The organism is Hoeflea ulvae (genome assembly GCF_026619435.1).
Taxonomy (GTDB): Bacteria; Pseudomonadota; Alphaproteobacteria; order Rhizobiales; family Rhizobiaceae; genus Hoeflea; species Hoeflea ulvae.
This window is the reverse complement of record NZ_JAOVZQ010000001.1, coordinates 100,925-122,677: the sequence shown is the minus strand read 5'-3', so window position 1 is coordinate 122,677 and position 21,753 is coordinate 100,925. Positions and strand designations below refer to the sequence as shown.

The window sequence follows — 21,753 nt, the reverse complement described above, 5'->3', positions numbered from 1 at the left end:
TGCCAAACGCTCGCGTCGAAATTGTGGCAAGGTTTCAATCGCCGGGTGTACTGCCGAGATAGGTTACAAGCTCCGGCAGGTCCTGGCGTTCGAAAAATCCCTCCGCTGGCGCGTCCGCGGCGATCCGGCCCCGGGAGATGAACAGGATTTCATCGGCGGCGGTGCGGGCCTCGTCCGGGTCGTGGGTGACCATCAACACGGTGGCCCCGACATCGGCCCTGATCTCCAGCATCAGGTTGAGCATATCGGCGCCAAGTCCCGGGCCAAGGCCGTCAAAGGGCTCGTCGAGCAGCAGCAGCGGCTGGCGGCGGACAAAGGCGCGGGCCAGCGCCACCCGCTGCCGCTCGCCGCCCGACAGCGAACCGGGCTTGCGACGGCCGAAGCCAGCCAGGCCGACCCGGTCGAGCGCGGCCTCGACGCTGGCCCATTCGGAGGTGGACAGCCGCAAAGCGGGATTGAGTCCCAGTCCGACATTGGTGCGGATGTCGAGATGGGCAAACAGGTTGTTGTCCTGAAACACCATTGAGACGCTGCGCTCGGATGGCGGCAGCTCATTCATCAGCGCTCCGTTGAGCAGGATCCGGCCGCTGCTCGGAGCAAGGAACCCGGCGGCGAGATTGAGCAGCGTGGACTTGCCGGCGCCGGACGCGCCGAGAATGGCGGTGACACTGCCGGCCTGGCGGCTGAAGCTGAATTCGGCGCTGAGTTCGCCGATGCCATAGGTGACGGCCTCGAAGGCAATTGCGGGCTGCTGTGTCATCGGGCCTTGTTTCCGTTGCGGTTGCCGAGCCGGTCGGCGGCCAGCATTAGCCCCATGGTAAGGCCTCCGAGCAGCAGCGCCAGCCCTGCGGCGTCGTCGGTGCGGTAGCTGCCGAGTTTCTGGTAGAGCAACCAAGGCAAGGTGATGATGCGGTCGCTGCCAAACAGGGCGATGGCGCCCAGATCGCCCAGCGACAGGGCGACGGCGAAAACAAAGCCCGTGGTCAGCGGCAGCACCAGCGCCGGAATGTCGATCTGCCGTAGCCGGGAGACACCGGTGATGCCCAGGGACAGCGCCAGGCGGGAATTGCGTTCCATGGCGCTGCGATGGGCGGGCTCGATCACCCGCATGACAAAGGGCAACGCCATCAGCGCATTGACCGTGACAATGACGCTCAGCGGCGCCAGCAATTGGCCGACCCCGCCGCCCAGCATCAGGAACCAGCCGGCGCCAAGCACGACCGGCGGCACCAGCAGGGTCAGCGATCCGGCCGCGCCCGACAGGCCCGACAGCAGGCCCAGCGCCGGCGAGGCAGGCGCATCATCGGCCGAATAGCGCGCCCGAACCAGGAGACTGGCGAGCAGCACGGCAAGCATGGCGGCGGCCAGGCCGATCAGCAGACTTGTCACTGCCGCCCGCCAGAACAGGGGATCGGCGAGAAGGCGGCCAAGGTCCGCGGCCAGTCCGGAGATCACCACCGCCAGCATCGGCGCAGAGACAAACAGGCCGGCCAGCCCGATCAGCATCGCGTCGGGAAGTGCCCGGAGTCCGCCGGGGGCATCGGGGCGGCTGGTGCGTCCACCCGAGGTGCTGCCCGCCTCGGAGGGGGCGGAGATCAGCTTCAGCCCCAGCATCACCGCGAGGGTCAGGCCGATCTGGATCGCTGCCAGCAGCACCGCGCGGCCGGGATCGAAATCAAACCGCAGCGCCTGGTAGATGGCCACTTCCAGCGTGGTGGCCGCCGGGCCGCCGCCGAGCACCAGGACAAGGGTGAAGGAGGTTGCGCAGAGCATGAACACCAATCCGGCAGCACCAGCCGCCGAGCGGCGCATGGCCGGCCATTCGATCAGCCGGAACAGGCTGAAGCCGCCCATGCCAAGATTAGCGGCGGTCTTCCAGTATTCGGATGGCAGGCGCTCGAGCGCGGGCAGAATGAAGCGCACGGCCAGCGGCAGGTTGAAAAACACATGGGCGAGCAGGATGCCGCCGAGGCCATAGATCGAGAACGGGGTCTCGGCGCCCAGAAACCCCAGCCCCTTGTTGACGACGCCATTGCGGCCCCAGACCTCGATCAGACCGAGGGCTGCGACCAGCGGCGGCAGGCCGAGCGGCACCGCGAACAGGCTGACAAGCCAGCGCCGCCCGAAGAATGCGGGGCGGCGGGCCAGCGCGCGGGCCAGGGGAATGGCAACCAACAGGCTGAGCGCGGTCGACAGGCCGGCCTGCATCAGCGTGAAGCGGGTGATCCGCAGCAGGTAATCGGCTTGCGTGGATGTGAGACCCGTCGCCGCGCCGTGCAGCAGAAGCACGGAGACGGGGATGGCCAGGGCCAGGCCGACAGCGAGCAAGGCGGCAAGGCCGCTTGCCCGTGCGGCGCGATGTTCGGCCCTGGTCAGCATCAGGTCAGGATCACCGGCTCATGGCGCCGAGCCATTCCTCGATCCAGGCGGCGCGGTTCTCAGCCACCTCAGCGGAGCCGTAGAGGAATGTCTTTTGCGGCGAGACCAGCTTTGCGAAAGCGTCCGGCAGCTCGATGCTGACCGGGGCTGCCGGTAGCATCCAGTTGTTGGTCGGAATCTCGTTCTGAAAGCCCGGCGTCATCATGAAGCCGAGGAACTGCCTTGCCAGGTCCTTGTCCGGCGCATTGGCGAGCAGGCCTGCGACCTCGATCTGCAGATAATGGCCTTCGGCAAATTCAGCGGCCTGGTAGCGGTCGGTTTCCTCGGCGACCATGTGGTAGGCCGGCGAGGTGGTATAGGACAGCACCATCGGCGCTTCGCCCGAGGTAAACAGGCCGTAGGATTCCGACCAGCCGGGCGTGACGGTCAGCACCCGCTTGCTCAGCGTCTCCCAGGCCGCCGCGGCGTCATCGCCATAGACCGATTTCATCCAGAGCAGCAGCCCCAGTCCGGGTGTCGAGGTGCGCGGATCCTGAATGACGATTTTCTGCTGCGGATCGCCCTCGACCAGTTCCTTGAGGCTGGCCGGCGGAGTGTCGACCGCCTCGGTGTCATAGATCACGGCGAAATGGCCGTAATCATAGGGGATGAAGACATCATCGCTGTAGCCGCCCGGAACCGAGACGGCGCCGGTCTCCAGACCATGGGCCTCGAACAGTGAGGTGGCCTTGGCTTCCTCGACCAGATTGGTGTCGAGTCCGAGCACGATGCCGGCTTCGGCCTTGTCGCCCTCGAGCTTGAGGCGGTTCAACAGTGCGACACCGTCGGCAACGCCGACCCATTTGAGGTCGCAGCCGCAATCGGCTTCAAAGGCGGCTTCGATCTTTGGGCCGGGGCCCCATTCGGCGGTGAAGCTCTCATAGGTGTAGATGGTCAGCGTCCTGTCGGCAGCGGCCGCAGGCTGGGAGAGAATCGGCACAAGAGCTGCCAGGGCAAGCGGGGCAAGTCGAAATTTGCGCATTGTTCGCGCCTCCTTTTGATCAAAAAAACAGGAATAGGCGCGATGAGCACGTCTAATCCCTCCGCCGGTACAAACCGGATCAGGTTCTTCGGGTTGGCCATCCGGCCTCTCAGCCCGGCGAAAACGCCAGGCACCCCGTTAGAGCGAGACAAGACATAGAATTTCTTCCAGACGCTGGCAAGTGCGCGCAAAGCTGCTATTGGCTTGCGCCATGACACCTGTTTCGACATTTGCAATCCTGCTTGGCGGGGCGCTTGAAATTGACGACCGCGTCCGGGCGCTGATCGACGGCGCGCGCGCGATCGCGGCGGATGGCGGCATGGCGCATGCCCCGGCGCTCGGGCTCACGCCGGAATTGTGGGTCGGCGATTTCGATTCGACCTCGCCAGAGCTGACCGAGGCCTTCGCCGCCACACAGCGGTTGCCATTTGCCGCCGAGAAGAATTTCACCGATGGCGAACTTGCCATTGAACAGGCGATCGACCGCGGCGCACAGCGGCTGGTGCTGGTCGGCGCCTTTGGCGGCGACCGTACCGACCACGCCCTGTCGCATCTGCTGCAGGCGGTCACGCTTGCCGAGCGCGGGTTGGATGTGGTGCTGACCTCGGGCGTGGAGGAGGCCGTGCCGCTTCTGCCGGGCAGTCTCGAACTGGACTTGCCGGCCGGATCGCTGTTTTCGGTGATTGCGTTCACCGCGCTCGGAGGGCTCAGCCTGTCCGGCGTCAAATACCCGCTCGATGCCGCCGATATTGCATTTGGCGCATCCCGCACCATTTCGAATGTGGCTGAGGGTCGGATGACCGCCAGCCTCCTTTCCGGGCGCGCGCTTGTCGTCGCCCGCCCTCATGATTTTTCAGGAGCCTGATCATGGCGCCTCCCATTCTGAAACTAGATGATATCGCGCTTTCCTTTGGCGGCGCGCCGCTGCTGGACGGCGTCCACATGCAGGTGGAGCCGGGAGACCGGATCTGCCTTGTCGGCCGCAACGGCTCGGGCAAGTCGACGCTTCTGAAGATTGCCGCCGGCCAGGTCGAGCCGCAATCGGGCGAGATCTTCCGGCATCCTTCCTCGACCATCCGCTACCTGCCGCAGGCGCCGGATTTCGAAGGCTTTGCCACCGTCCAGGCCTATGCCGAGGCAGGGCTCGGGCCCAATGACGATGTGCACCGGGTCAATTACCTGCTTGAGCATCTCGGCCTTGATGGCGAGGCCGACCCGCAGACCCTGTCGGGCGGCGAGGCGCGGCGCGCTGCGTTGGCGCGTGTGCTGGCGCCGGAACCCGACATCCTGCTTCTCGACGAGCCGACCAACCATCTCGACCTGCCAACGATCGAATGGCTGGAAGACGAGCTGTCACGCAGCCGCGGCGCGCTGCTGGTGATTTCGCATGACCGGCGCTTTCTCGAGCGCGTCAGCCGCGCGACGATGTGGCTGGACCGGGGCAAGTCGCTGCGGCTCGACCGCGGTTTCGAGCATTTCGAGGCCTGGCGCGACCAGACGCTGGAAGCCGAAGAGCTCGAGCAGCACAAACTTGGACGGCAGATCGAGCGCGAGGAGCACTGGCTGCGCTACGGCGTGACCGCGCGGCGCAAGCGCAACATGCGCCGGCTTTCGGATCTCAAGACCATGCGCGCCGAGCATCGCGGCCACAAGGGCCCGCAGGGCCGGATCAATGCCCAGGTCGCCGAAAGCCGCGATTCCGGCAAGCTGGTGATCGAGGCCGAAGGCATCAGCAAGACCTATGGCGACATGCCGGTGGTGCGCGACTTCTCGATGCGGATCAATCGCGGTGACTGCATCGGCATTGTCGGTCCCAACGGCGCGGGCAAGACCACGCTTCTGAAAATGCTGATCGGCGAACTTGAGCCGGATACCGGTTTTGTCCGGCATGGCTCCAAGCTCGACATTGCCGTGCTTGACCAGCGCCGCGAGGTGCTCAACCCGGAGGAAACGCTGGCGCATTATCTCACCGATGGTCGCGGCGACAGCCTGATCATCAATGGCGAGGCCAAGCATGTCACCGGCTACATGAAGGATTTCCTGTTCCAGCCGGAGCAGGCGCGGACCCCGATCCGCAAGCTCTCGGGCGGCGAAAAAGCCCGGCTGGTGCTGGCAAGGATACTGTCGCAGCCATCCAACCTGCTGATCCTTGATGAGCCGACAAACGACCTCGACATGGAGACGCTGGATCTGTTGCAGGAGGTCGTCACCTCCTATCCCGGCACGGTGATCCTGGTCAGCCATGACCGTGATTTTCTCGACCGCACTGTGACCTCGACGCTGGCGCCGGCCGATCCCAAGGATCCGGACGGACGCTGGATCGCCTATGCGGGCGGCTATTCCGACATGCTGGCCCAGCGCGGCGCCGAGGCGCGCGAGAAGAAGGCACGGTCCGCCCAGGACGCGGCGAGCCGTCCCGCAGCGGCGCCGAAGGCTCAGGCTGCAGGCAAGGAGTCCGCGCGCAAGCTTTCCTTCAAGCAGAAATTCGCTCTGGAAACGCTGCCGGTGAAGATCGAGGAAGCGCAGGCCAAGCTGGCGAAAATCGAGACCGAGATGGCCGATCCCGCGATGTTTGCCAAGAACCCGGATGGTTTTGCCGCCCGCGCCAAGGCCCATGACGCGCTCAAGGACGAGATCGCGAAGATGGAAGGCGAATGGCTGGAGCTCGAGATGCTGCGCGAGGGCATCGAGGGAAGCTGAATCGGCGCTGAAGTTCTGCCGGCCACTGCGCCCCGGATGTGATCATCCGAGCGCAATGGCGTGAGCTTGAAAATTGCTGCTTCAGTCGGCCTTTGTCACCGACGCGATGACGAAGGTGTGCAGCTCGTCGGCGCCATGGTCACGGACCGAAATATATTCGCCGGTCTTGAAGACATGGTTGGACAGCCGGTAGCCGGTTTCGTCGTCGCTCTCGTCGGCGGGGTCATAGTCGAATGCCCAGCCGCCCTTGGGATGATGGGTGAGGTAGCCCAGCTCGGAGCGCTCGCCGTCCCAGAAGCGCACCACCGTGCATGACGCCGGCGATTTCTCCCAGGCCGCCTTGTCGAGATGACCATCGGCATCGAGCGGCGCATGGATGTCGTAGCCGCGGTTGACGTTGCCTTCGGGAAATTCCTTGTTGCGGGCCATGACAAGGTGAATGTGATAAAGCGTCATAATGTTCTCCGGTTGATGCGGCGGGCAAGTTCAGCTGCATCCTGTCCCGCCAGGGGTGACAACGCCTTGATCTGACGCAAACCCTCCGGCCTTGCGGCTTGCGTCCCGCGCCGGAGTATGGTGTTGAGAAAGCTATCGAACCAAGCCGCCGGAATTGCGGCGCATGGAGGGCATATGCAGTTTGAAGGCACGTCGACCTATGTCGCGGAAAAGGATCTCACAGTCGCGGTCAATGCGGCAATCCGGCTTGAGCGGCCCTTGCTGGTCAAGGGCGAACCGGGTACCGGCAAGACCGAACTGGCTCGCCAGATCGCCGAATCGCTCGGGCTCGACCTGATTGAATGGTCGGTGAAATCGACCACCAAGGCGCAGCAGGGGCTCTATGAATATGACGCGGTGAGCCGGCTGCGCGACAGCCAGCTCGGCGACGAGCGGGTCAATGACGTGGCCAATTACATTCGCCGCGGCAAGCTGTGGGAAGCCTTTGCGGCCGACAGGAAGACGGTGCTGCTGATCGACGAGATCGACAAGGCCGATATCGAGTTCCCCAACGACCTGCTGCAGGAACTCGACCGGATGGAGTTCTTTGTCTACGAGACCGGCGAAACCATCCAGGCCCGTCAGCGGCCGATCGTCATCATCACGTCGAACAACGAGAAGGAATTGCCGGACGCCTTTCTGCGCCGCTGTTTCTTCCACTATATCCGCTTTCCCGACATGGATACGCTGCAGCGGATTGTCGATGTGCATTATCCGGGCATCAAGCAGACCCTGGTGCGCGAGGCGCTGACCCAGTTCTACGCCATCCGTGAGACCGCAGGGCTGAAGAAGAAGCCCTCGACCTCGGAAGCGCTCGACTGGATCCGGCTCCTGGTGTCCGACGATGTCGAGCCGGAAAGCCTGCGCGGGGATGCCAAGAATGCTCTGCCGAAATTGCACGGAGCGCTGCTGAAAAACGAGCAGGATGTGCACCTGTTCGAACGCCTGGCCTTTATGGCGCGGCAGCGCGGCGGCTGACAGTCCGGGGGCCTGCCGACACCGCGCATCATTGCCGGCCACAAGCGGTGGATGCAGGAAGCCAGCCTGGATTATCCCATCATATTATGCCCGCAGGGGCGGGTGATGGACGGCATGCACCGGATCCGGAAGGCGCCCGCAGCGGGTGCATTCACCATCAGGGCCATGCGCCTGACGGCGATGCCCGCACCCGGCTGCCGCGATGGGCAACCTGCCGATTTGCCGAATACCGCAATTGCGGGTAAGCCCATGGCGCCAAACGGAAATTGAGCAGGCTGTGAATCTGATCAAACGTTTGTTTTTTTATAGGGGCCATTGCTCTGGCCGGGGGAGATAGTAATCAATTGGCCACCTTTAGCTGCCATATTGCGCCGCATCAGCAATGCACAAGGCGTCGGTTTTGATCTTACCCAACCTGACATATCAGTGGCTTGGGCCAACCATTATCATAACTGCCGGTATCGCGTTCCTGATGCTGTTCTTCTATGATCGCAAACAGCTGCCGGCCCTGCGTCTGGCCGGCGCCTATTTCCTGGCGACAATCGGTTTCACCCTGATCATGCTGGCCGAGGGTGAATTGCACCCGGCCTATCGCGGGGCGATCCAGCTCTCGCTGCTGGGCAGCCACTTTCTGATGATATGGGGCGTGGCCTCGCTCTATGGCCAGAAATTTCCAAAACTGGCCTTCTGGCTTGCGGCCGCAATTGTCGCCAGCGTCATCCTCTATACCTATTCGCATCCGTCGCTGTTCGGCATGCGGTTTACCGCCACCAGCGGTTTCGTGGTCTTTGTCGACCTGCTGTGCGGATATCTGGTCTGGCGGGCTCGAACCCATCGCATCGACACGGCCATTTCCGCCATTCTGGTGGTGCAGGCGTTCTTCACCTTCTACCGGATCGTCCAGATCCATCTCAATGGCCCCAGTCCGCTCACGCTCGACACCTTCAACGGTTCGCCCTTTGCCTCGTCGATGCAGACCGGCAATGCGATCTTTGCTGTCGTCATCGGCGTCGCGCTGTTTGCGCGCTACTCGGTCAATCTGGTGATGCGGCTCATTCGCCTGGCCGAGACCGATCCGCTGACCGGGCTGCTCAACCGGCGCGCCTTCGAGGCGCGGGTGGAGCGGTTGCGCGCCGTGTCGAAACCGTTTCCGACCGGCCTGATCATCTGCGACATCGACCATTTCAAGCGGGTCAATGACACCCATGGCCATGACGCCGGCGATGTTGCCTTGAAAACCGTGGCGAAGCTGTTGCGCGAGGTGTCGGGGGAAACATCGATCTGCGCCCGGCTCGGCGGTGAGGAATTCTGCATTCTGCTGCCCGAATGCAACGAGGAAATGACTCGGCTGGCCGCGACTCGGTTGCGAATTGCGATCGAATCGCTGTCGATCCCGATCCCGGACAATGACCTCAAGCTGACGGCGAGTTTCGGCTATTGCGTGCTGGCGCCCGAGGATGATTTCGGCGCGGCCATGGGCAATGCCGATGCCGCGGTCTACCAGTCGAAGAATGACGGCCGCAATCGTGTGAGACTGGCGGGAAGCGGCTGCACCGATGACACGCTCCATGTTGACCGGACCGGGGCAAGGGTCTAGATTTCAGGCATTGTGGTGATTTGGCCGGCCGGCTTGCAGCCACGTTAAACAACTTGCTAAAGGGCCGACGGGATTGCGTCCCACCGGACCGGCAGCGTTGTCTTCGCGGCCGGTTTTTTGTTGGAGGTCAGTGCGTCATGCCGATCCGTATTCCCGATGGTCTTCCGTCCCGCGCCGCGCTGGTGCGCGAGGGCGTGCAAATCCTGGATGAATCGATTGCCGTGCGGCAGGATATCAGGCCCTTGCATATCGGCCTGCTGAATCTGATGCCCAACAAGATCGCCACTGAAACGCAGATCGCACGGCTGATCGGCGCCTCGCCCCTGCAGGTGGAGCTGACGCTGGTGCGGATCGGCTCGCACACCGCCAAGAACACGCCCGAAGAGCATCTGATCAATTTCTACCACACCTGGGACGAGGTGAAGCACCGCAAGTTTGACGGCTTCATCATCACCGGGGCGCCCATCGAAACCCTGCCGTTCGAGGATGTGACCTATTGGCAGGAAATGCAGCAAATCCTCGACTGGACAACCACCCATGTACATTCGAGTTTCTTCGTCTGCTGGGGGGCCATGGCGGCGGCGTGGCATTTTCACCAGGTGCCCAAGCGGCCGCTCGAAGAGAAGGCCTTCGGGGTCTATCGCCACCGCAACCTGGTTCCGGCCTCGCCGTACCTCACGGGGTTTTCGGATGACTTCCAGGTGTCGGTGTCGCGCTGGACCGAGGTGCGGCGGGAAGACCTGACTCCAGATTTCGAAGTTCTGATGGAAAGCCAGCAGACCGGGCTGTGCCTGTTGCACGAGGCATTTGCCAACCGGCTCTACATCTTCAACCACATCGAATATGATTCCGGCACGCTGGCGGAAGAATATTTTCGCGACGTGAAGGCGGGGGCGCCGGTGGCGCTGCCGCGGAATTATTTTCCGGACGACAATCCGGAGAACAAGCCGTCGAACCGCTGGCGCAGCCATGCCTTCCTGCTGTTCGGCAACTGGATCAATCAGGTCTACCAGACCACGCCCTTCGACATCCAGGACATTGGCGAGGAACGGCTGGTGACCAGAGGAGAAAACGGATGAGCGGCAATCTGGAAATCCGGCCGATCACGGCTGCCGACGAGCCCGAATGGCGGCGGCTGTGGACGCTCTATCTGGAGTTCTATGAATCGAGCGTGCCGGAACAGGTCTACCAGACGACGCTGCGCCGGATCCTGGGTGACCATGTCGCCGGCGAGGCGTCGTTTTACGAGCCGCGCGGATTGCTGGCGCTCAACGACGGCAGGCCGGTCGGGCTGGTGCATTATTTCTATCACCGGCATGGCTGGAAGGTGGAATCGGTGTGCTATTTGCAGGATCTCTACGCCGCACCGGAAGTGCGCGGCACCGGTGTTGGCCGAGCCCTGATCGAGGCTGTCTATGCGCGCGCCGATGCGGATGGCTGTCCCGCCGTCTACTGGATGACGCAGGAGTTCAACGCCGAGGCGCGAAAACTCTATGACCGGATCGCCACGCTGACGCCCTTCGTCAAATACAGCCGCTAGCGGCACCGCCGCCGATCTCGACCAAATAAGCTAAATTGGCTATTTTGTCCAAAATGTCCAATTGTGGTTTTGACCACCGGGAGAGCGGCGATGAAAGTCATGCAGGCCAGCGAAGCCAATAACCGGTTCGGTGAATTGCTGGAAGCGTCGGGCAATGAGCCGGTTGCCATCCGCAAAAATGGTCGTGATATCAGGGTCGTTCTCTCGACTGAAGAGTATGAACGGCTCACCGGCGGCAGCTCGGTCGATCCAAAGGTGCAGACCTCGTTGGAGCGCAGCATGAAGCGCTGGAACAAGGTGTACGAAGCATTGGCCAAGTAAGGTCATGCGCTACGTAACCCTGCAAGAGGCGCTCCATATTCACGATGTGTTGCTCAAGGCCTATGGCGGTGCAGCCGGCGTCCGCGATCGCGGACTTATCGAGGCGGCGCTGTTGCGGCCGCAGACGGGCTACTACATTGATTTGATGGAGGAGGCGGCGGCGCTCTGGGAGAGTCTCGCTATGAATCACGGTTTTGTTGATGGCAACGAGCGCGTGGCATTTGCCTGCATGGAAATTTTCCTGGATCTCAATGGGTTCGAGCTTACTGCAGGTGAGGAGGAAACGATCAAGTTTATCTATGACCGGCTTGAATCCGGAAGCTTCACAAAAGACAATCTCGACGCATGGTTCCGGGCCAACACAGCCCCTTCCTGAACCAGCGACAGAACGACCCTCCTGTAGCCGACGAGCGATCGGAGAGCGGCGCTCGTTTCAATCTGGCGTGTTTGCCGGGAATATGAGAAAATTCTGTCTTGGGCACAAGATCAGTCAACGGCTTGAAAGCTGCGGGCATGGCTGTAGGCGAAGACAGGACATTTGAAAAAGTCATTGCCGGGGCCATCGCCGTGGTGATCATATTGTTCGGGATCGGGTGGGTGACGCGCGAGGATCCGGCGCAAAAACCCTATATCAGCATCGCCGGCGGCGGTTTCATCTACAATTACCGCGAGGCGGACGTGTTTTACGGCTTCACCGCCCATGTCCTCAAGCCGGTTCCGATCTGGGCCTGGCTGATTGCCGATTTCGAGGATCCCGCCGGCGGACCCCCGCTCACCGTCGAAACCCGGCTGCACGCGCGCAGTGTCCGCTACGGGGTTCGTTCACCCAGCGTGCGCGGGGTAAAGGCCGGCAAGCCCTATCGGGTCTCGATCCGTCTCTATGACCGGACCCGCACCGAGCTTTTATGGAGCGGCGAGAAGGCATTCACCAGCCAGATTGACGACACGGTGGTGCCCGACAAGCCGCTGACCATCGGGCCGGGTTATTTCCCCAATCCGGAGTTGAAGGGCAGCTAAGTGGTTGGCAACCGATCCGCATTGTGGCTAATGTCGGCGCATGTTCCTACCGTTTTTTCTTGAGCTCAAGGCCGCCAAAGTACCGGTATCGCTGCGCGAATTCCTCACCCTGATCGAAGGGCTGGAAGCCGGGCTGGCGCGCTACGATGTCGAGGCATTCTACTATCTTGCCCGCTCCGCGCTGGTGAAGGACGAACGTCACATCGACCGGTTCGACCAGGTGTTTGCGCATCACTTCCGCGGCGTCGAGGCGATTGCCGGCGAGGGCGGCGTCGATGCGCGCAACCTGCCGGAGGAATGGCTGCGGCGGATGGCGGAAAAGCACCTCAGTCCCGACGAGAAGAAGCTGATCGAAAGCCTGGGCGGGTTCGACAAGCTGATGGAGACACTCAAGCAGAGGCTCAAGGAGCAGCAAAAGCGGCACCAGGGCGGCTCGAAATGGATCGGCACCGCCGGAACCTCGCCGTTCGGCGCCTATGGCTATAATCCCGAAGGGGTGCGGATCGGGCAGGATGAAAGCCGCCACCGGCGGGCGGTCAAGGTCTGGGACAAGCGCGAATTCAAGAATCTTGACGACACGGTCGAACTCGGTACGCGCAACATCAAGGTGGCGCTGCGGCGGCTCCGGCGCTGGGTGCGCGAGGGCGCGGCGGACGAATTCGATCTGCCCGGCACGATCCAGGCCACGGCGGAACATGGCTGGCTTGACGTCAAGACCCGTCCGGAACGGCGAAATGCCGTCAAGCTTTTGATGTTCTTCGATGTCGGCGGCTCGATGGACGATCACATCAAGGTGGTCGAGGAGCTGTTTTCGGCTGCCCGCGCCGAGTTCCGCCACATGGAATATTTCTACTTCCACAATTGCCTCTATGAGGGGGTCTGGCGCGACAACCGGCGGCGGCGCAAGGAATTGCTGGCGACGGAAGAGCTGTTGCGGACCTATGGGTCGGACTACCGGGTGATCTTTGTCGGCGACGCTGCGATGAGCCCCTATGAAATCGTCTCGCCCGGCGGCTCCGTGGAGCACTGGAATGACGAGCCGGGCCAGGTCTGGCTGACGCGGGTGCTGGATCATTTTCACAAGATTGCCTGGCTCAACCCGACGCCGGAGGCCTATTGGCAGCACAGCCATTCCACCGCGCTGATCCAGCAGCTTTTTGCCGGCAGGATGTTTCCGATGACGCTCGCAGGCCTTGAGGCGGCGACGCGGCAGTTGACCCGGTAAGGCGGACTTGCACCTGAAGAAGAACCGGGCCATGCCCGTGCTGACAATGAAACCAACCTCTTGAGGAGACGCGCCATGGCAATCGAAGCTTTCGGCCAGACTGCAGACGGGCAGCCGGTGCACAGGGTCACGCTTGAGGGCGGCGGGCTGACTGCCAGGATCATGACCTGGGGCGCGACCCTGCAGGAGCTCAGGCTCGAAGGTCACGGCGCACCGCTGACGCTGGGATTTCCGGATTTCGCCAGCTATCCGAAGCACTCGCCGTTTTTCGGGCAGACGCCGGGCCGGCATGCCAACCGGATTGCCGGCGGGCGTTTCACGCTGGACAATGTCGACTATCAGCTCGAATGCAACGAGGCCGGCGTCACCCATCTGCATGGCGGCAGCGCCAGCATGGCCAAGCGGATCTGGACGCTGGACAGCCATGGCGCCGATTACGCGGTGTTCTCGATTGTCGATCCGGACGGCCAGGCCGGATATCCGGGATCGATGAAGGTCGAGGCCCGCTATGAGCTGCGCGCCGGCGGCTGCATGGCGATAACCTATACAAGTGTCACCGACCGGCCGACGCTCGCCAATATCGCCCATCACAGCTATTTCAACCTCGATGGCTCCGACAGCATTCTCGACCATGACCTGATGATCGCCGCCGATCACTATCTGCCGGTTGACGCGCTTCAGATCCCGACTGGCGAGATCAGGCCGGTCGAAGGCACCGATTTCGATTTCCGCGAGCTGCGGCCGATCCGGCGCAACGGACCCGACGGGCAGGTGCTCTATGACCACAATTTCTGCATCTCGTCCGAACGGGAAACCGTTCGCACCATCGCGCTGGCGCGGTCGATGCAGTCGGGCGTCGCCATGGAATTGCGGTCGACCGAGCCGGGGCTGCAGTTCTACACCGGTTTCAAGATCACCCCGTCGGTGCCGGGGCTCATGGGCAAGCCCTATGGAGCCAATGCCGGCTTCTGCCTGGAAACACAGAGCTGGCCGGACAGCCCCAACCATGCCGGTTTCGCCGGCGCGGTGCTGCGGCCCGGCGAAACCCTGGTCCAGCACACCGAACATGTGTTCATGCGCAGCTGAGGGAATCGGGCAGGCGCGGTGCTGGTCTTGACAGATGCCGCGAAATAGAAGCCCATAGCGCAGGTCTTATATAAGACTGGACGGACGCTTTGGCTGTTGGCTCTGGGGAGGACCATAACCATGACGGTGATTCTGGCAGTGCTGAGGCCGCTGGCGGGTCTCAATACCCGGCTGTTGCGCCTGGGCCGCACCTTCGCCTGGGTGGCGATGGGGCTGATGGTTCTGATCATCATGCTGCAGGTGTTTTTCCGGTATGTTCTCGGCAGCGCGCTGGCTTGGCCCGACGAAGGCGCCCGGTTCCTGATGCTGTGGATGACTGCCGTGATTGCGCCGTCTGCCTATCGCTGGGGCGGCTTCGTCTCGATCGACATGGCCCGCGACCTGCTGCCGGCGCGGCTCGGGGCACTGCTGGGGCTGCTGCTTCTGGCGGTGTCACTGGTGGTTCTGGTCTACGGCTTCCGGCTCGGACTCAACCATGTCAATTCCGGCTGGCTGTTCAATTCCAGCTCGCTGAAACTGCCGCTGGACTTTGTCGGGCTGGGTCTGATCCGGATCAAGCTTGCCTGGATGTACATGTCGCTGCCGGTCGGTCTGGCGATGATGATCCTGGTCAATGTCGAGCTCTGTCTCAAGGCCATTGCCCACCTCATCGATCCCGCGGCGGCGGTGCCCGAGGATGATGATCGCATGATGATCGCGGTGGATTAGGCCATGCTGTTCTTCTTCCTGCCGCTGTTCCTGATTTTCCTGATGATCGGCCTGCCGGTATTTTTCGGCATGCTGGCAGCCCCCGGTCTGCTGCTCTGGCTCAACGGCCAGGAGCGCGACATCGCGCTGCTCTATCGCAATGTCTTTACCGGGATGGATTCGTTCCCGCTGATGGCGATTCCGTTCTTCATGCTCGCCGGCGAACTGATGAACCGCGGCGGCATCACCATGCGCATCGTCGAGTTCAGCCAGGCGATGATCGGCCATCTCAAGGGCGGGCTGGCGCATGTCAACATTCTCTCATCAATGCTGTTTGCCGGTCTTTCCGGCTCGGCGGTCGCCGATGTGTCGGCACTGGGCTCGATGCTGATCCCGGCGATGGAGAAGAATGGCTACACCCGCCGGTTCGCCGCAGCGGTGACAGCGGCCTCCTCGGTGATCGGGCCGATCATTCCGCCTTCAGGGATCATGATCATTTATGCCTATGTGATGGGCGAATCCGTTGCCGCCCTGTTCCTGGCCGGGATCGTGCCTGGCATCCTGGTCGGCGTCGGACTGATGATGGTTGTCGCGGTGCTGGCCAGGCGGCACGATTTTCCGGTCGCGTCGCCCCGCGCCAGCTGGCCCGCGCGTGGTCAGGCCAGCCTGAAGGCGTTTTTCCCGCTGCTCACGCCGGTGATCATCCTGGGCGGCATTCTGGGTGGCGTGTTCACGCCGACGGAAGCTGCCGCCGTGGCCGCGGTCTATGCCTTTGTCGTGTCGCTGTTCATCCTCAAGACCATGGGCTGGGCCGACCTGCCGAAAGTGCTGACCAAGGCGGCGATGACAACCTCGGTTGTGCTGCTGCTGGTCGGCGCGGCGATGGCGTTCAAGACCGTCGTCAGCCTCTCGCATACGCCGGAGATCCTGGCCAATTTCATTCTCGGCCTGTCCGACAATCCCTATGTGCTGCTGTTCCTGATCAACCTGCTCCTGTTCATCGTCGGGATGTTTCTCGATGCCGGGCCGGCGATCATCATTCTGGGGCCGATCCTGGGGCCGATCTTCACCGATCTCGGGGTGCATCCGGTGCATTTCGCCATCATCATGAGCGTCAACCTCACTGTGGGGCTGGCAACGCCGCCAATGGGGCTGGTGCTGTTTGTGACATCGAGCGTGTCGGGCGAGCGGGTGGAGACCATCGCCAGGACCATCCTGCCGTTTCTGCTGGTGGAGGTGGTGGTGATCTTCATGATCACCTTCATCCCGCAGATTTCGCTGTTCGTGCCGCAATTGTTCGGCTTTGCGAAATGACCGGCAGGGGCGACAGTTGCGTATTGAACCGGATGCGTACTGCGCTTGACAAGATCCGGCACCTGTTCAATCTTGTGTCTTATATAAGACTGTGTGGAAAGCAGACATCAAAGGGAGGGTTATAATGATCTTGAAACAGGCAATGAAGACATTGTCCGCCGCAGCACTTGGCCTGTCGGTTCTGGCCGGCGGGATGATCACCGCGGTTCAGGCCGCCGACATCACGCTGCGCGCCACCGCCAACTCGAATGAGAACGACGAGGACTATGACGGCCTGGTCGTGTTCAAGGACTATGTCGAGAAGGCATCGAACGGCGCCATTGAAGTCGAACTGTTCATCGGCACCCAATTGTGCTCGACCGGGGCGGAGTGCCTGCAGGGCATCGCCGACGGCTCGATCGACATCTATATTTCGACCTCCGGCGGCGCATCGGGGATCTTCCCCTATGTTCAGGTGCTGGACCTGCCCTATCTGCTGCGCGATGACCGCATTGCCGAGGCGGTGCTGACCGAGGGCACCTTCACCCGGGCGATGCGCGAACAGATGCTGGCCGATTCCGGCGGCATGATCCGGCTGATGACCATCGGCAACACCGGCGGCTGGCGCAACTTTGCCAATACCAAGAGGGAGATCCGCTCGCCGGCCGACATGGATGGCCTGAAAATCCGCACCGTGGTGGCCGATCTGCCGCAGGAGCTGGTTCGCGCCATGGGTGCTTCACCTACCCCGATTCCCTGGCCGGAACTGTTCACCTCGTTCCAGACCGGAGTGGTCGAAGGCACCCAGAACGGCATCACCGACATCATGGGCATGAAATTCCCCGATGCGGGCCTCAAATATCTCACGCTCGACGGCCACTCCTACATGGGCGCGCTGTGGTACATGAACAATGACCGCTTCATGGGCATGGATGAAGCCACACGGCGTGTCGTCGTCGACGGCTTCGCCGCCCTGCAGCAGGCCACCTTTGCCTCGCCGAAGCGCAAGTCGATCGCGGCCTACAAGGAGTTCGCCGAAAATGGCGGCGCGGTCTATGTGCCGACCATGGAGGAAAAGGCCCAGTTCAAGGAGGCTGCCGAACCGGTGTTCGAATGGTTCAAGACCAATGTTTCGGGCGGCGCGACCTTCTATGACCTGCTGGTGGCCGAAGCTGCCAAGGCGTCGGACGTGATCGATGCCGGCGCGATGAAGGACATCCAGTAGCGCCTTCATGCGCGATGCCGAATGACACCAGGCCGCCCGGTTCACGCCGGGCGGTCTTTTGCTTTGCGGCGGGGTGCGCGCCCGCAATTGCCGCTCGTCGTCGCGATTTCGGGTCTTGTGTCTTATATAAGACTTGGTAAAGTCGGATCCGAGGCGGGAGGAGACCGCCGACCGGTAACCTGTCTGGGGTGGGACGCTTGCCATGACAAAGATCGTGACCGCCGGTGTATCCGTGGTGGATTTCGTCTTCCTGGTCGACGAAATGCCGCGGCGGGCGGAAAAATACCGCGCGCGCGGTGGCGAGATCATGGGCGGCGGCGGCGCGGCCAATGCGGCCGTCGCGATTGCCCGGCTCGGCGGCGAGGCCCTACTGGCAAGCCGCATCGGTGTGGACCATGTCGGCGAGATGATTGCCACCGGTCTTGCCGCGGACGGGGTCGATTGCTCCATGCTGCGCCGCTTTGCGCAATGCCGGTCCTCCTTCTCCTCCGTCTTCATCGATCAGAGCGGCGAACGCCAGATCGTCAATTTCCGCGATCCCACCTTGCCGATGGAGGCGGGGTGGCTGACAGCCGCGCTGCCGGATGATTTTGATGCAGCCCTTGCCGATACACGCTGGCCCGACGGCGCCGAGGTTCTGATGCGCACCGCGCGGGCGCGCGGCGTGCCCGGTGTGCTTGATGGCGAGGCGCCGATCCGGGAAGCGGAAGCGGCGCTGCGTCTGGCAAGCCATATCGCCTTTTCGGCGCAGGGGCTGCGCGACTGGTGCGGCCATGACGATCTCGACAAGGCGCTGGCCGAAGTTGCGCTGGAAACCGGCGCCTTCGTCTGTGTCACCGATGGTGCCAGGGGCGTGAACTGGCGGCACGGTTCGGCATCGGGTTCGGAACCGGCCTTTGTCATTGCGCCCGTCGACACGCTGGGCGCTGGCGATGTCTGGCACGGCGCCTTTGCCTTGCTGTTGGGCGAGGGCGCCTCGCCGCCCGAAGCGATCCGATTTGCCAATGCGGTGGCAGCCCTCAAATGCCAACGAACCAATGGCCGCGCCGGATATCCGACGCGCGCTGAAACCGAAGATTTTCTCAAAGAGGCGCGGACATGCTGCTAAGCGCAGGCAAATTGTGGGGCATGCGCCGGATGGCCGATGCCAATGGACTGTTCAAGATGACGGCGGTCGACCAGCGGCCGCCGATCAAGGGGCCGATTGCCAGGCATCACGGCGTGAGCGAAGCGCCCTGGCAGGAGGTGGCCGATTTCAAGACATTGCTTATCGAGACGCTGCAGGACCAGTCCTCGGCAATGTTGCTCGATCCGCATTTCGCCATTCCGCGCGGGCTGGACAAGCTCTCGCCCAGCAAGGGGCTGATCGTCACGCTGGAGGATTCGGTGTTCGAGGAGACGCCGGACGGGCGGCTCTCCAGCGAGATCGATGACTGGTCAGTGGCCAAGATCAAGCGCATGGGCGGAGACGCGGTCAAGGTGCTGGCCTGGTACCGGCCCGATGCGCCCGCGCACAACCGCCAGAAGCAGAAAGATTTCACCAGGCGCATCGGCGAGGCCTGCGCGCGCTATGATATCCCGTTCCTGTTCGAACTGCTGGTCTACCCGCTGGCAGATGACGCGCACCAGACCACCGATTATGTCGAGATGTCCGGCAAGCGCACCGACCATGTGCTGCAATCGGTGGCGGATTTTGCCGACCCCGATTTCGGCATCGACGTGTTCAAGCTGGAAAGCCCGGTTGCCGCCAAAGACGTGCCGGGAGGCCATGATGACAAGGTGCAGGCAGCTTTTGACGAAATGGGCCGGCTTGCAGGGCGGCCCTGGGTGATGCTGTCGGCGGGTGCCGGCAAGCCCGAGTTCCGCAACATTCTCACTTATGCCTATCGCGCCGGCGCCTCGGGCTATCTCGCAGGCCGCGCCATCTGGCTTGAACCTTTCGGGCTCTATCCGGACTGGCAGGCAATGCGGGCAGGGCTCGAAAGCGGATCGGTTGACTATATGCGCGCGCTCAATGCGCTCACCGACCAGGCGGCGACACCCTGGGCGCGTCACGCCGTGTTCGGACCGGACGGGGCGCAGTTCTCACCGGCGGATCAGAGCTTCCGCCATGGCTATGGCGATTTTACCTGATGCGGCGGCGGATTTCAGTCGAGCAGCAGCCGGTTGACGACACGGGGCGTGTCGCCGGGATTTGCGGCCGGTGCGATGATGACCGCCTCGCCCTCGCGCGGGGTGGTGCCGGAGATGGCACGGATCAGCGCCGGATGGGTGACCATCAACTGGTTGCCGGCCGCGTAGAATTCCTCGACCGCTGCGATCAGCTCGGCCGGGATCACATCCGGATCGGCGCCGCCGACAATCGAGTTGAGATAGGCCTTGGTCTCGACATCGCGGCGGCCAAAAGCAAGTTCGGCGGTCTCGATGGCGCGGCAGAACTCGCCGGCATAGATCACATCGATCGACACGGCGCGGGCGGCAAAGCGCATGCCGATGCGGCGCGCTTCCTGAATGCCGCGGTCGGTCAGGCTCTTGCGGTTTTCACAATTGCCGAGATCGGGCCGCAGCGGTTCGCCACCGCCCGGCGTGCGCGAATAGCCCAGCAGGATCGTGTAGCCGCCCTGGGCCAGTCGCGCCCAGGCTGCCTCGGTGGCGAAGCTTTTGGAGGGCGGGGCGATGGCGACGATGGCCATTGCAAGAAAAAGGGCCGCAGGCCAACGTCTCGGGATCAAACTCATAGGTGCAATCTAGTGTTTTTGCCGGACGATGTAAGGGGGCATGACCATGTCGGATGAAACTCTGACCATCGGGGTGCTGCCGCTGGGGCGCCCGACCTTCGACATTGGCTTCGCAGAAGAGATGCTTTCGGGCATGCTGGAGGATCTGGGCGCTTGCGGTCACCGGCTGGTGGGGCCGGGCACGCTGCTGATGGATGCCGCCTCAACCGAAGCGGCGATGGCGCAGATCGAGGCGGCACAACCGGACCGGATCCTGATCCTGCAGGTCACATTCACCGATGCGGCGATGACCTGCCGGATCGCCGAGGTCTTTGATCAGCCGCTGGCGATCTGGGCGGTGCCGGAGCCGCGTCTGGGCGGACGCTTGCGGCTCAACGCCTTTTGCGGACTCAATCTCGCTTCGCACGCGCTGGGACTGCGCGGCCGGCTGTTCTCGTGGCGCTACGCTGCACCTGGCTCACCCGGACGGGAAAACCTGTTCGGGGAAACGCCGATGGTATCGCCGCTTGTCGCGCAGGCCTCGCAGGCAGATCCGGCAAGCGGCAAGGCGTTGCTCGATAGGCTCAGGGGCAAGAGCATTGCCCGGATCGGGGCGCATCCCGACGGGTTTGACACTTGCGCCTATGACAGCGGGCGATTGGCTGCCTTGACCGGCCTGACGGTCACAGGCTTTGACCTCTCCGAGCTGTTTTCCCGCGCCCATGCGGCCCCCGCGGCGGCGGCCGGTGATCTGCGGTGTGCGGTGGAAGGCACGGTTTCAGGGCTGGATGAGGTTGATCAGGGCGAGCTCGACCGGTCGTTGCGGCTCAAGCTGGCGCTCGACGGCATGAAGGCCGAGGGCGGGTTTGATGCCTTTGCCATCCGCTGCTGGCCGGAGACCTTTACCGACTATGGCGGCGCGGTCTGCGGTCCGGCATCGATGATGGGCGAGGCCCGCGTGCCCTGCGCCTGCGAGGCTGATGTCTATGGCGCGGCCACGCAATTGCTGTTGCAGGCGGCCAGTGACCAGCCGGTGTTTCTGGTTGATCTGGTGGATATGGACGCGGCCGACAACACAGGCGTGGTCTGGCATTGCGGCCAGGCGCCGGTGTCGATGGCCGATCCGGATGCTGCCGCCCGCGCCACCCTCCACACCAATCGCAAGATGCCGTTGCTGTTCGAGTTTCCGCTCAAGCCCGGCACCGTTACTTTCACGCGGCTGAGCCAGGCGCATGGCCGGCAGAGCCTGGTGATTGCGCGGGGCGAAATGCTCAAGCGCGAGATGGCATTTACCGGCACATCGGGCGTGGTGCACTTCGAACGGCCGGCAGAGGAGATGCTGGGCCGGGTGATCGACAGCGGGCTGGAGCATCATATGGCGCTGGCCTATGGCGACCATGTCGCGGCCCTCGAAAGCTTTGCCGCCGCGGCCGGTCTGCCGGTGGTTCATCTCTAGACATTCACTCAGGCTG

General features: G+C 62.9%; 22 protein-coding genes and 2 riboswitches. Of the genes, 17 read left to right on the top strand and 5 right to left on the bottom strand.

Annotated features, from left to right (window positions below; translation table 11 throughout):
• Window positions 1-34 precede the first annotated feature (34 nt).
• The 3 genes from OEG82_RS00620 to thiB are packed head-to-tail and all read right to left on the bottom strand — an operon-like array spanning window position 35 to window position 3,400.
• Entirely contained in the window at window positions 35-760 is a 726-nt protein-coding gene (locus OEG82_RS00620; RefSeq protein WP_267610534.1) for a thiamine ABC transporter ATP-binding protein, read from the bottom strand.
• Entirely contained in the window at window positions 757-2,379 is a 1,623-nt protein-coding gene (gene thiP / locus OEG82_RS00615) for a thiamine/thiamine pyrophosphate ABC transporter permease (RefSeq protein WP_267610533.1), read from the bottom strand. The genes OEG82_RS00620 and thiP overlap by 4 nt, the downstream gene beginning before the upstream one ends.
• Window positions 2,380-2,389: 10 nt before the next feature.
• On the bottom strand, window positions 2,390-3,400 hold the full coding sequence (gene thiB / locus OEG82_RS00610; RefSeq protein WP_267610532.1) for a thiamine ABC transporter substrate binding subunit: 1,011 nt from the start codon (window positions 3,398-3,400) through the stop codon (window positions 2,390-2,392).
• 39 nt (window positions 3,401-3,439) lie between these two features.
• Window positions 3,440-3,548, bottom strand: a riboswitch (TPP riboswitch).
• A gap of 63 nt (window positions 3,549-3,611) precedes the next feature.
• Between thiB and OEG82_RS00605 the strand changes: the two genes are divergently transcribed.
• On the top strand, window positions 3,612-4,265 hold the full coding sequence (locus tag OEG82_RS00605; protein ID WP_267610531.1) for a thiamine diphosphokinase: 654 nt from the start codon (window positions 3,612-3,614) through the stop codon (window positions 4,263-4,265).
• Between the two features lie 2 nt (window positions 4,266-4,267).
• Complete coding sequence (locus OEG82_RS00600; protein ID WP_267610530.1) at window positions 4,268-6,100, top strand: ABC-F family ATP-binding cassette domain-containing protein; 1,833 nt, start codon at window positions 4,268-4,270, stop codon at window positions 6,098-6,100.
• Window positions 6,101-6,181: 81 nt separating this feature from the next.
• Here the strand turns inward: OEG82_RS00600 and OEG82_RS00595 are convergent, their stop codons facing one another.
• Window positions 6,182-6,556 (bottom strand): hypothetical protein, encoded by a 375-nt coding sequence (locus OEG82_RS00595; protein ID WP_267610529.1) that lies wholly within the window; start codon window positions 6,554-6,556, stop codon window positions 6,182-6,184.
• A 174-nt stretch (window positions 6,557-6,730) separates the two neighbouring features.
• Here OEG82_RS00595 and OEG82_RS00590 point away from each other — a divergent pair, with 174 nt between their 5' ends.
• The 14 genes from OEG82_RS00590 to OEG82_RS00525 all read left to right on the top strand — a co-directional run bounded on the left by OEG82_RS00590 (window position 6,731) and on the right by OEG82_RS00525 (window position 19,697).
• The gene (locus OEG82_RS00590) at window positions 6,731-7,573 is read left to right on the top strand and encodes an AAA family ATPase (protein ID WP_267610528.1); all 843 of its coding nucleotides are present in this window, start codon (window positions 6,731-6,733) and stop codon (window positions 7,571-7,573) included.
• A 472-nt stretch (window positions 7,574-8,045) separates the two neighbouring features.
• On the top strand, window positions 8,046-9,170 hold the full coding sequence (locus tag OEG82_RS00585) for a GGDEF domain-containing protein (protein WP_267610527.1): 1,125 nt from the start codon (window positions 8,046-8,048) through the stop codon (window positions 9,168-9,170).
• 2 nt (window positions 9,171-9,172) lie between these two features.
• Window positions 9,173-9,250, top strand: a riboswitch (SAM riboswitch).
• 57 nt (window positions 9,251-9,307) lie between these two features.
• Window positions 9,308-10,249 (top strand): homoserine O-succinyltransferase, encoded by a 942-nt coding sequence (locus OEG82_RS00580; protein WP_267610526.1) that lies wholly within the window; start codon window positions 9,308-9,310, stop codon window positions 10,247-10,249.
• Window positions 10,246-10,710, top strand: a complete 465-nt coding sequence (locus tag OEG82_RS00575) for a GNAT family N-acetyltransferase (protein ID WP_267610525.1) — start codon at window positions 10,246-10,248, stop codon at window positions 10,708-10,710. Before OEG82_RS00580 ends, OEG82_RS00575 begins: the two co-directional genes overlap by 4 nt.
• A gap of 90 nt (window positions 10,711-10,800) precedes the next feature.
• Entirely contained in the window at window positions 10,801-11,031 is a 231-nt protein-coding gene (locus OEG82_RS00570) for a type II toxin-antitoxin system Phd/YefM family antitoxin (RefSeq protein WP_267610524.1), read from the top strand.
• Between the two features lie 4 nt (window positions 11,032-11,035).
• Window positions 11,036-11,407, top strand: coding sequence for a type II toxin-antitoxin system death-on-curing family toxin (locus tag OEG82_RS00565; protein WP_267610523.1), 372 nt, complete (start codon window positions 11,036-11,038; stop codon window positions 11,405-11,407).
• A gap of 137 nt (window positions 11,408-11,544) precedes the next feature.
• Window positions 11,545-12,048 carry a hypothetical protein gene (locus OEG82_RS00560; RefSeq protein ID WP_267610522.1) on the top strand — a complete coding sequence of 168 codons (504 nt, stop codon included), beginning with the start codon at window positions 11,545-11,547 and terminating at the stop codon, window positions 12,046-12,048.
• A gap of 40 nt (window positions 12,049-12,088) precedes the next feature.
• The gene (locus OEG82_RS00555) at window positions 12,089-13,273 is read left to right on the top strand and encodes a vWA domain-containing protein (RefSeq protein WP_267610521.1); all 1,185 of its coding nucleotides are present in this window, start codon (window positions 12,089-12,091) and stop codon (window positions 13,271-13,273) included.
• Between the two features lie 75 nt (window positions 13,274-13,348).
• Window positions 13,349-14,359 carry an aldose epimerase family protein gene (locus OEG82_RS00550; protein WP_267610520.1) on the top strand — a complete coding sequence of 337 codons (1,011 nt, stop codon included), beginning with the start codon at window positions 13,349-13,351 and terminating at the stop codon, window positions 14,357-14,359.
• 120 nt (window positions 14,360-14,479) lie between these two features.
• Window positions 14,480-15,067 carry a TRAP transporter small permease gene (locus OEG82_RS00545; protein ID WP_267610519.1) on the top strand — a complete coding sequence of 196 codons (588 nt, stop codon included), beginning with the start codon at window positions 14,480-14,482 and terminating at the stop codon, window positions 15,065-15,067.
• 3 nt (window positions 15,068-15,070) lie between these two features.
• Window positions 15,071-16,360 carry a TRAP transporter large permease gene (locus OEG82_RS00540; RefSeq protein WP_267610518.1) on the top strand — a complete coding sequence of 430 codons (1,290 nt, stop codon included), beginning with the start codon at window positions 15,071-15,073 and terminating at the stop codon, window positions 16,358-16,360.
• A 127-nt stretch (window positions 16,361-16,487) separates the two neighbouring features.
• Window positions 16,488-17,564, top strand: coding sequence for a TRAP transporter substrate-binding protein (locus OEG82_RS00535; protein WP_267614804.1), 1,077 nt, complete (start codon window positions 16,488-16,490; stop codon window positions 17,562-17,564).
• Between the two features lie 202 nt (window positions 17,565-17,766).
• Window positions 17,767-18,672, top strand: coding sequence for a PfkB family carbohydrate kinase (locus tag OEG82_RS00530; RefSeq protein ID WP_267610517.1), 906 nt, complete (start codon window positions 17,767-17,769; stop codon window positions 18,670-18,672).
• Window positions 18,663-19,697: a tagatose 1,6-diphosphate aldolase gene (locus OEG82_RS00525; RefSeq protein WP_267610516.1), complete on the top strand. Its 1,035-nt coding sequence runs from the start codon at window positions 18,663-18,665 to the stop codon at window positions 19,695-19,697. The genes OEG82_RS00530 and OEG82_RS00525 overlap by 10 nt, the downstream gene beginning before the upstream one ends.
• A 14-nt stretch (window positions 19,698-19,711) precedes the next feature.
• Here the strand turns inward: OEG82_RS00525 and OEG82_RS00520 are convergent, their stop codons facing one another.
• A complete protein-coding gene (locus OEG82_RS00520) occupies window positions 19,712-20,257 on the bottom strand; it encodes a histidine phosphatase family protein (protein WP_267610515.1) in 546 nt (181 codons plus the stop codon).
• Window positions 20,258-20,348: 91 nt separating this feature from the next.
• On the opposite strand from OEG82_RS00520, the gene OEG82_RS00515 reads away from it, so the two are divergent.
• Entirely contained in the window at window positions 20,349-21,737 is a 1,389-nt protein-coding gene (locus OEG82_RS00515; protein ID WP_267610514.1) for an L-fucose/L-arabinose isomerase family protein, read from the top strand.
• The last annotated feature ends 16 nt before the right edge of the window (window positions 21,738-21,753 follow it).

Bases quoted from the DNA above. Each gene is read 5' to 3' on its own strand.
- OEG82_RS00620 (WP_267610534.1), bottom strand. From the start codon at position 760: ATGACACAGCAGCCCGCAATTGCCTTCGAGGCCGTCACCTATGGCATC.
- thiP (WP_267610533.1), bottom strand. From the start codon at position 2,379: ATGCTGACCAGGGCCGAACATCGCGCCGCACGGGCAAGCGGCCTTGCC.
- thiB (WP_267610532.1), bottom strand. From the start codon at position 3,400: ATGCGCAAATTTCGACTTGCCCCGCTTGCCCTGGCAGCTCTTGTGCCG.
- OEG82_RS00605 (WP_267610531.1), top strand. From the start codon at position 3,612: ATGACACCTGTTTCGACATTTGCAATCCTGCTTGGCGGGGCGCTTGAA.
- OEG82_RS00600 (WP_267610530.1), top strand. From the start codon at position 4,268: ATGGCGCCTCCCATTCTGAAACTAGATGATATCGCGCTTTCCTTTGGC.
- OEG82_RS00595 (WP_267610529.1), bottom strand. From the start codon at position 6,556: ATGACGCTTTATCACATTCACCTTGTCATGGCCCGCAACAAGGAATTT.
- OEG82_RS00590 (WP_267610528.1), top strand. From the start codon at position 6,731: ATGCAGTTTGAAGGCACGTCGACCTATGTCGCGGAAAAGGATCTCACA.
- OEG82_RS00585 (WP_267610527.1), top strand. From the start codon at position 8,046: ATGCTGTTCTTCTATGATCGCAAACAGCTGCCGGCCCTGCGTCTGGCC.
- OEG82_RS00580 (WP_267610526.1), top strand. From the start codon at position 9,308: ATGCCGATCCGTATTCCCGATGGTCTTCCGTCCCGCGCCGCGCTGGTG.
- OEG82_RS00575 (WP_267610525.1), top strand. From the start codon at position 10,246: ATGAGCGGCAATCTGGAAATCCGGCCGATCACGGCTGCCGACGAGCCC.
- OEG82_RS00570 (WP_267610524.1), top strand. From the start codon at position 10,801: ATGAAAGTCATGCAGGCCAGCGAAGCCAATAACCGGTTCGGTGAATTG.
- OEG82_RS00565 (WP_267610523.1), top strand. From the start codon at position 11,036: ATGCGCTACGTAACCCTGCAAGAGGCGCTCCATATTCACGATGTGTTG.
- OEG82_RS00560 (WP_267610522.1), top strand. From the start codon at position 11,545: ATGGCTGTAGGCGAAGACAGGACATTTGAAAAAGTCATTGCCGGGGCC.
- OEG82_RS00555 (WP_267610521.1), top strand. From the start codon at position 12,089: ATGTTCCTACCGTTTTTTCTTGAGCTCAAGGCCGCCAAAGTACCGGTA.
- OEG82_RS00550 (WP_267610520.1), top strand. From the start codon at position 13,349: ATGGCAATCGAAGCTTTCGGCCAGACTGCAGACGGGCAGCCGGTGCAC.
- OEG82_RS00545 (WP_267610519.1), top strand. From the start codon at position 14,480: ATGACGGTGATTCTGGCAGTGCTGAGGCCGCTGGCGGGTCTCAATACC.
- OEG82_RS00540 (WP_267610518.1), top strand. From the start codon at position 15,071: ATGCTGTTCTTCTTCCTGCCGCTGTTCCTGATTTTCCTGATGATCGGC.
- OEG82_RS00530 (WP_267610517.1), top strand. From the start codon at position 17,767: ATGACAAAGATCGTGACCGCCGGTGTATCCGTGGTGGATTTCGTCTTC.
- OEG82_RS00525 (WP_267610516.1), top strand. From the start codon at position 18,663: ATGCTGCTAAGCGCAGGCAAATTGTGGGGCATGCGCCGGATGGCCGAT.
- OEG82_RS00520 (WP_267610515.1), bottom strand. From the start codon at position 20,257: ATGGCCATCGTCGCCATCGCCCCGCCCTCCAAAAGCTTCGCCACCGAG.
- OEG82_RS00515 (WP_267610514.1), top strand. From the start codon at position 20,349: ATGTCGGATGAAACTCTGACCATCGGGGTGCTGCCGCTGGGGCGCCCG.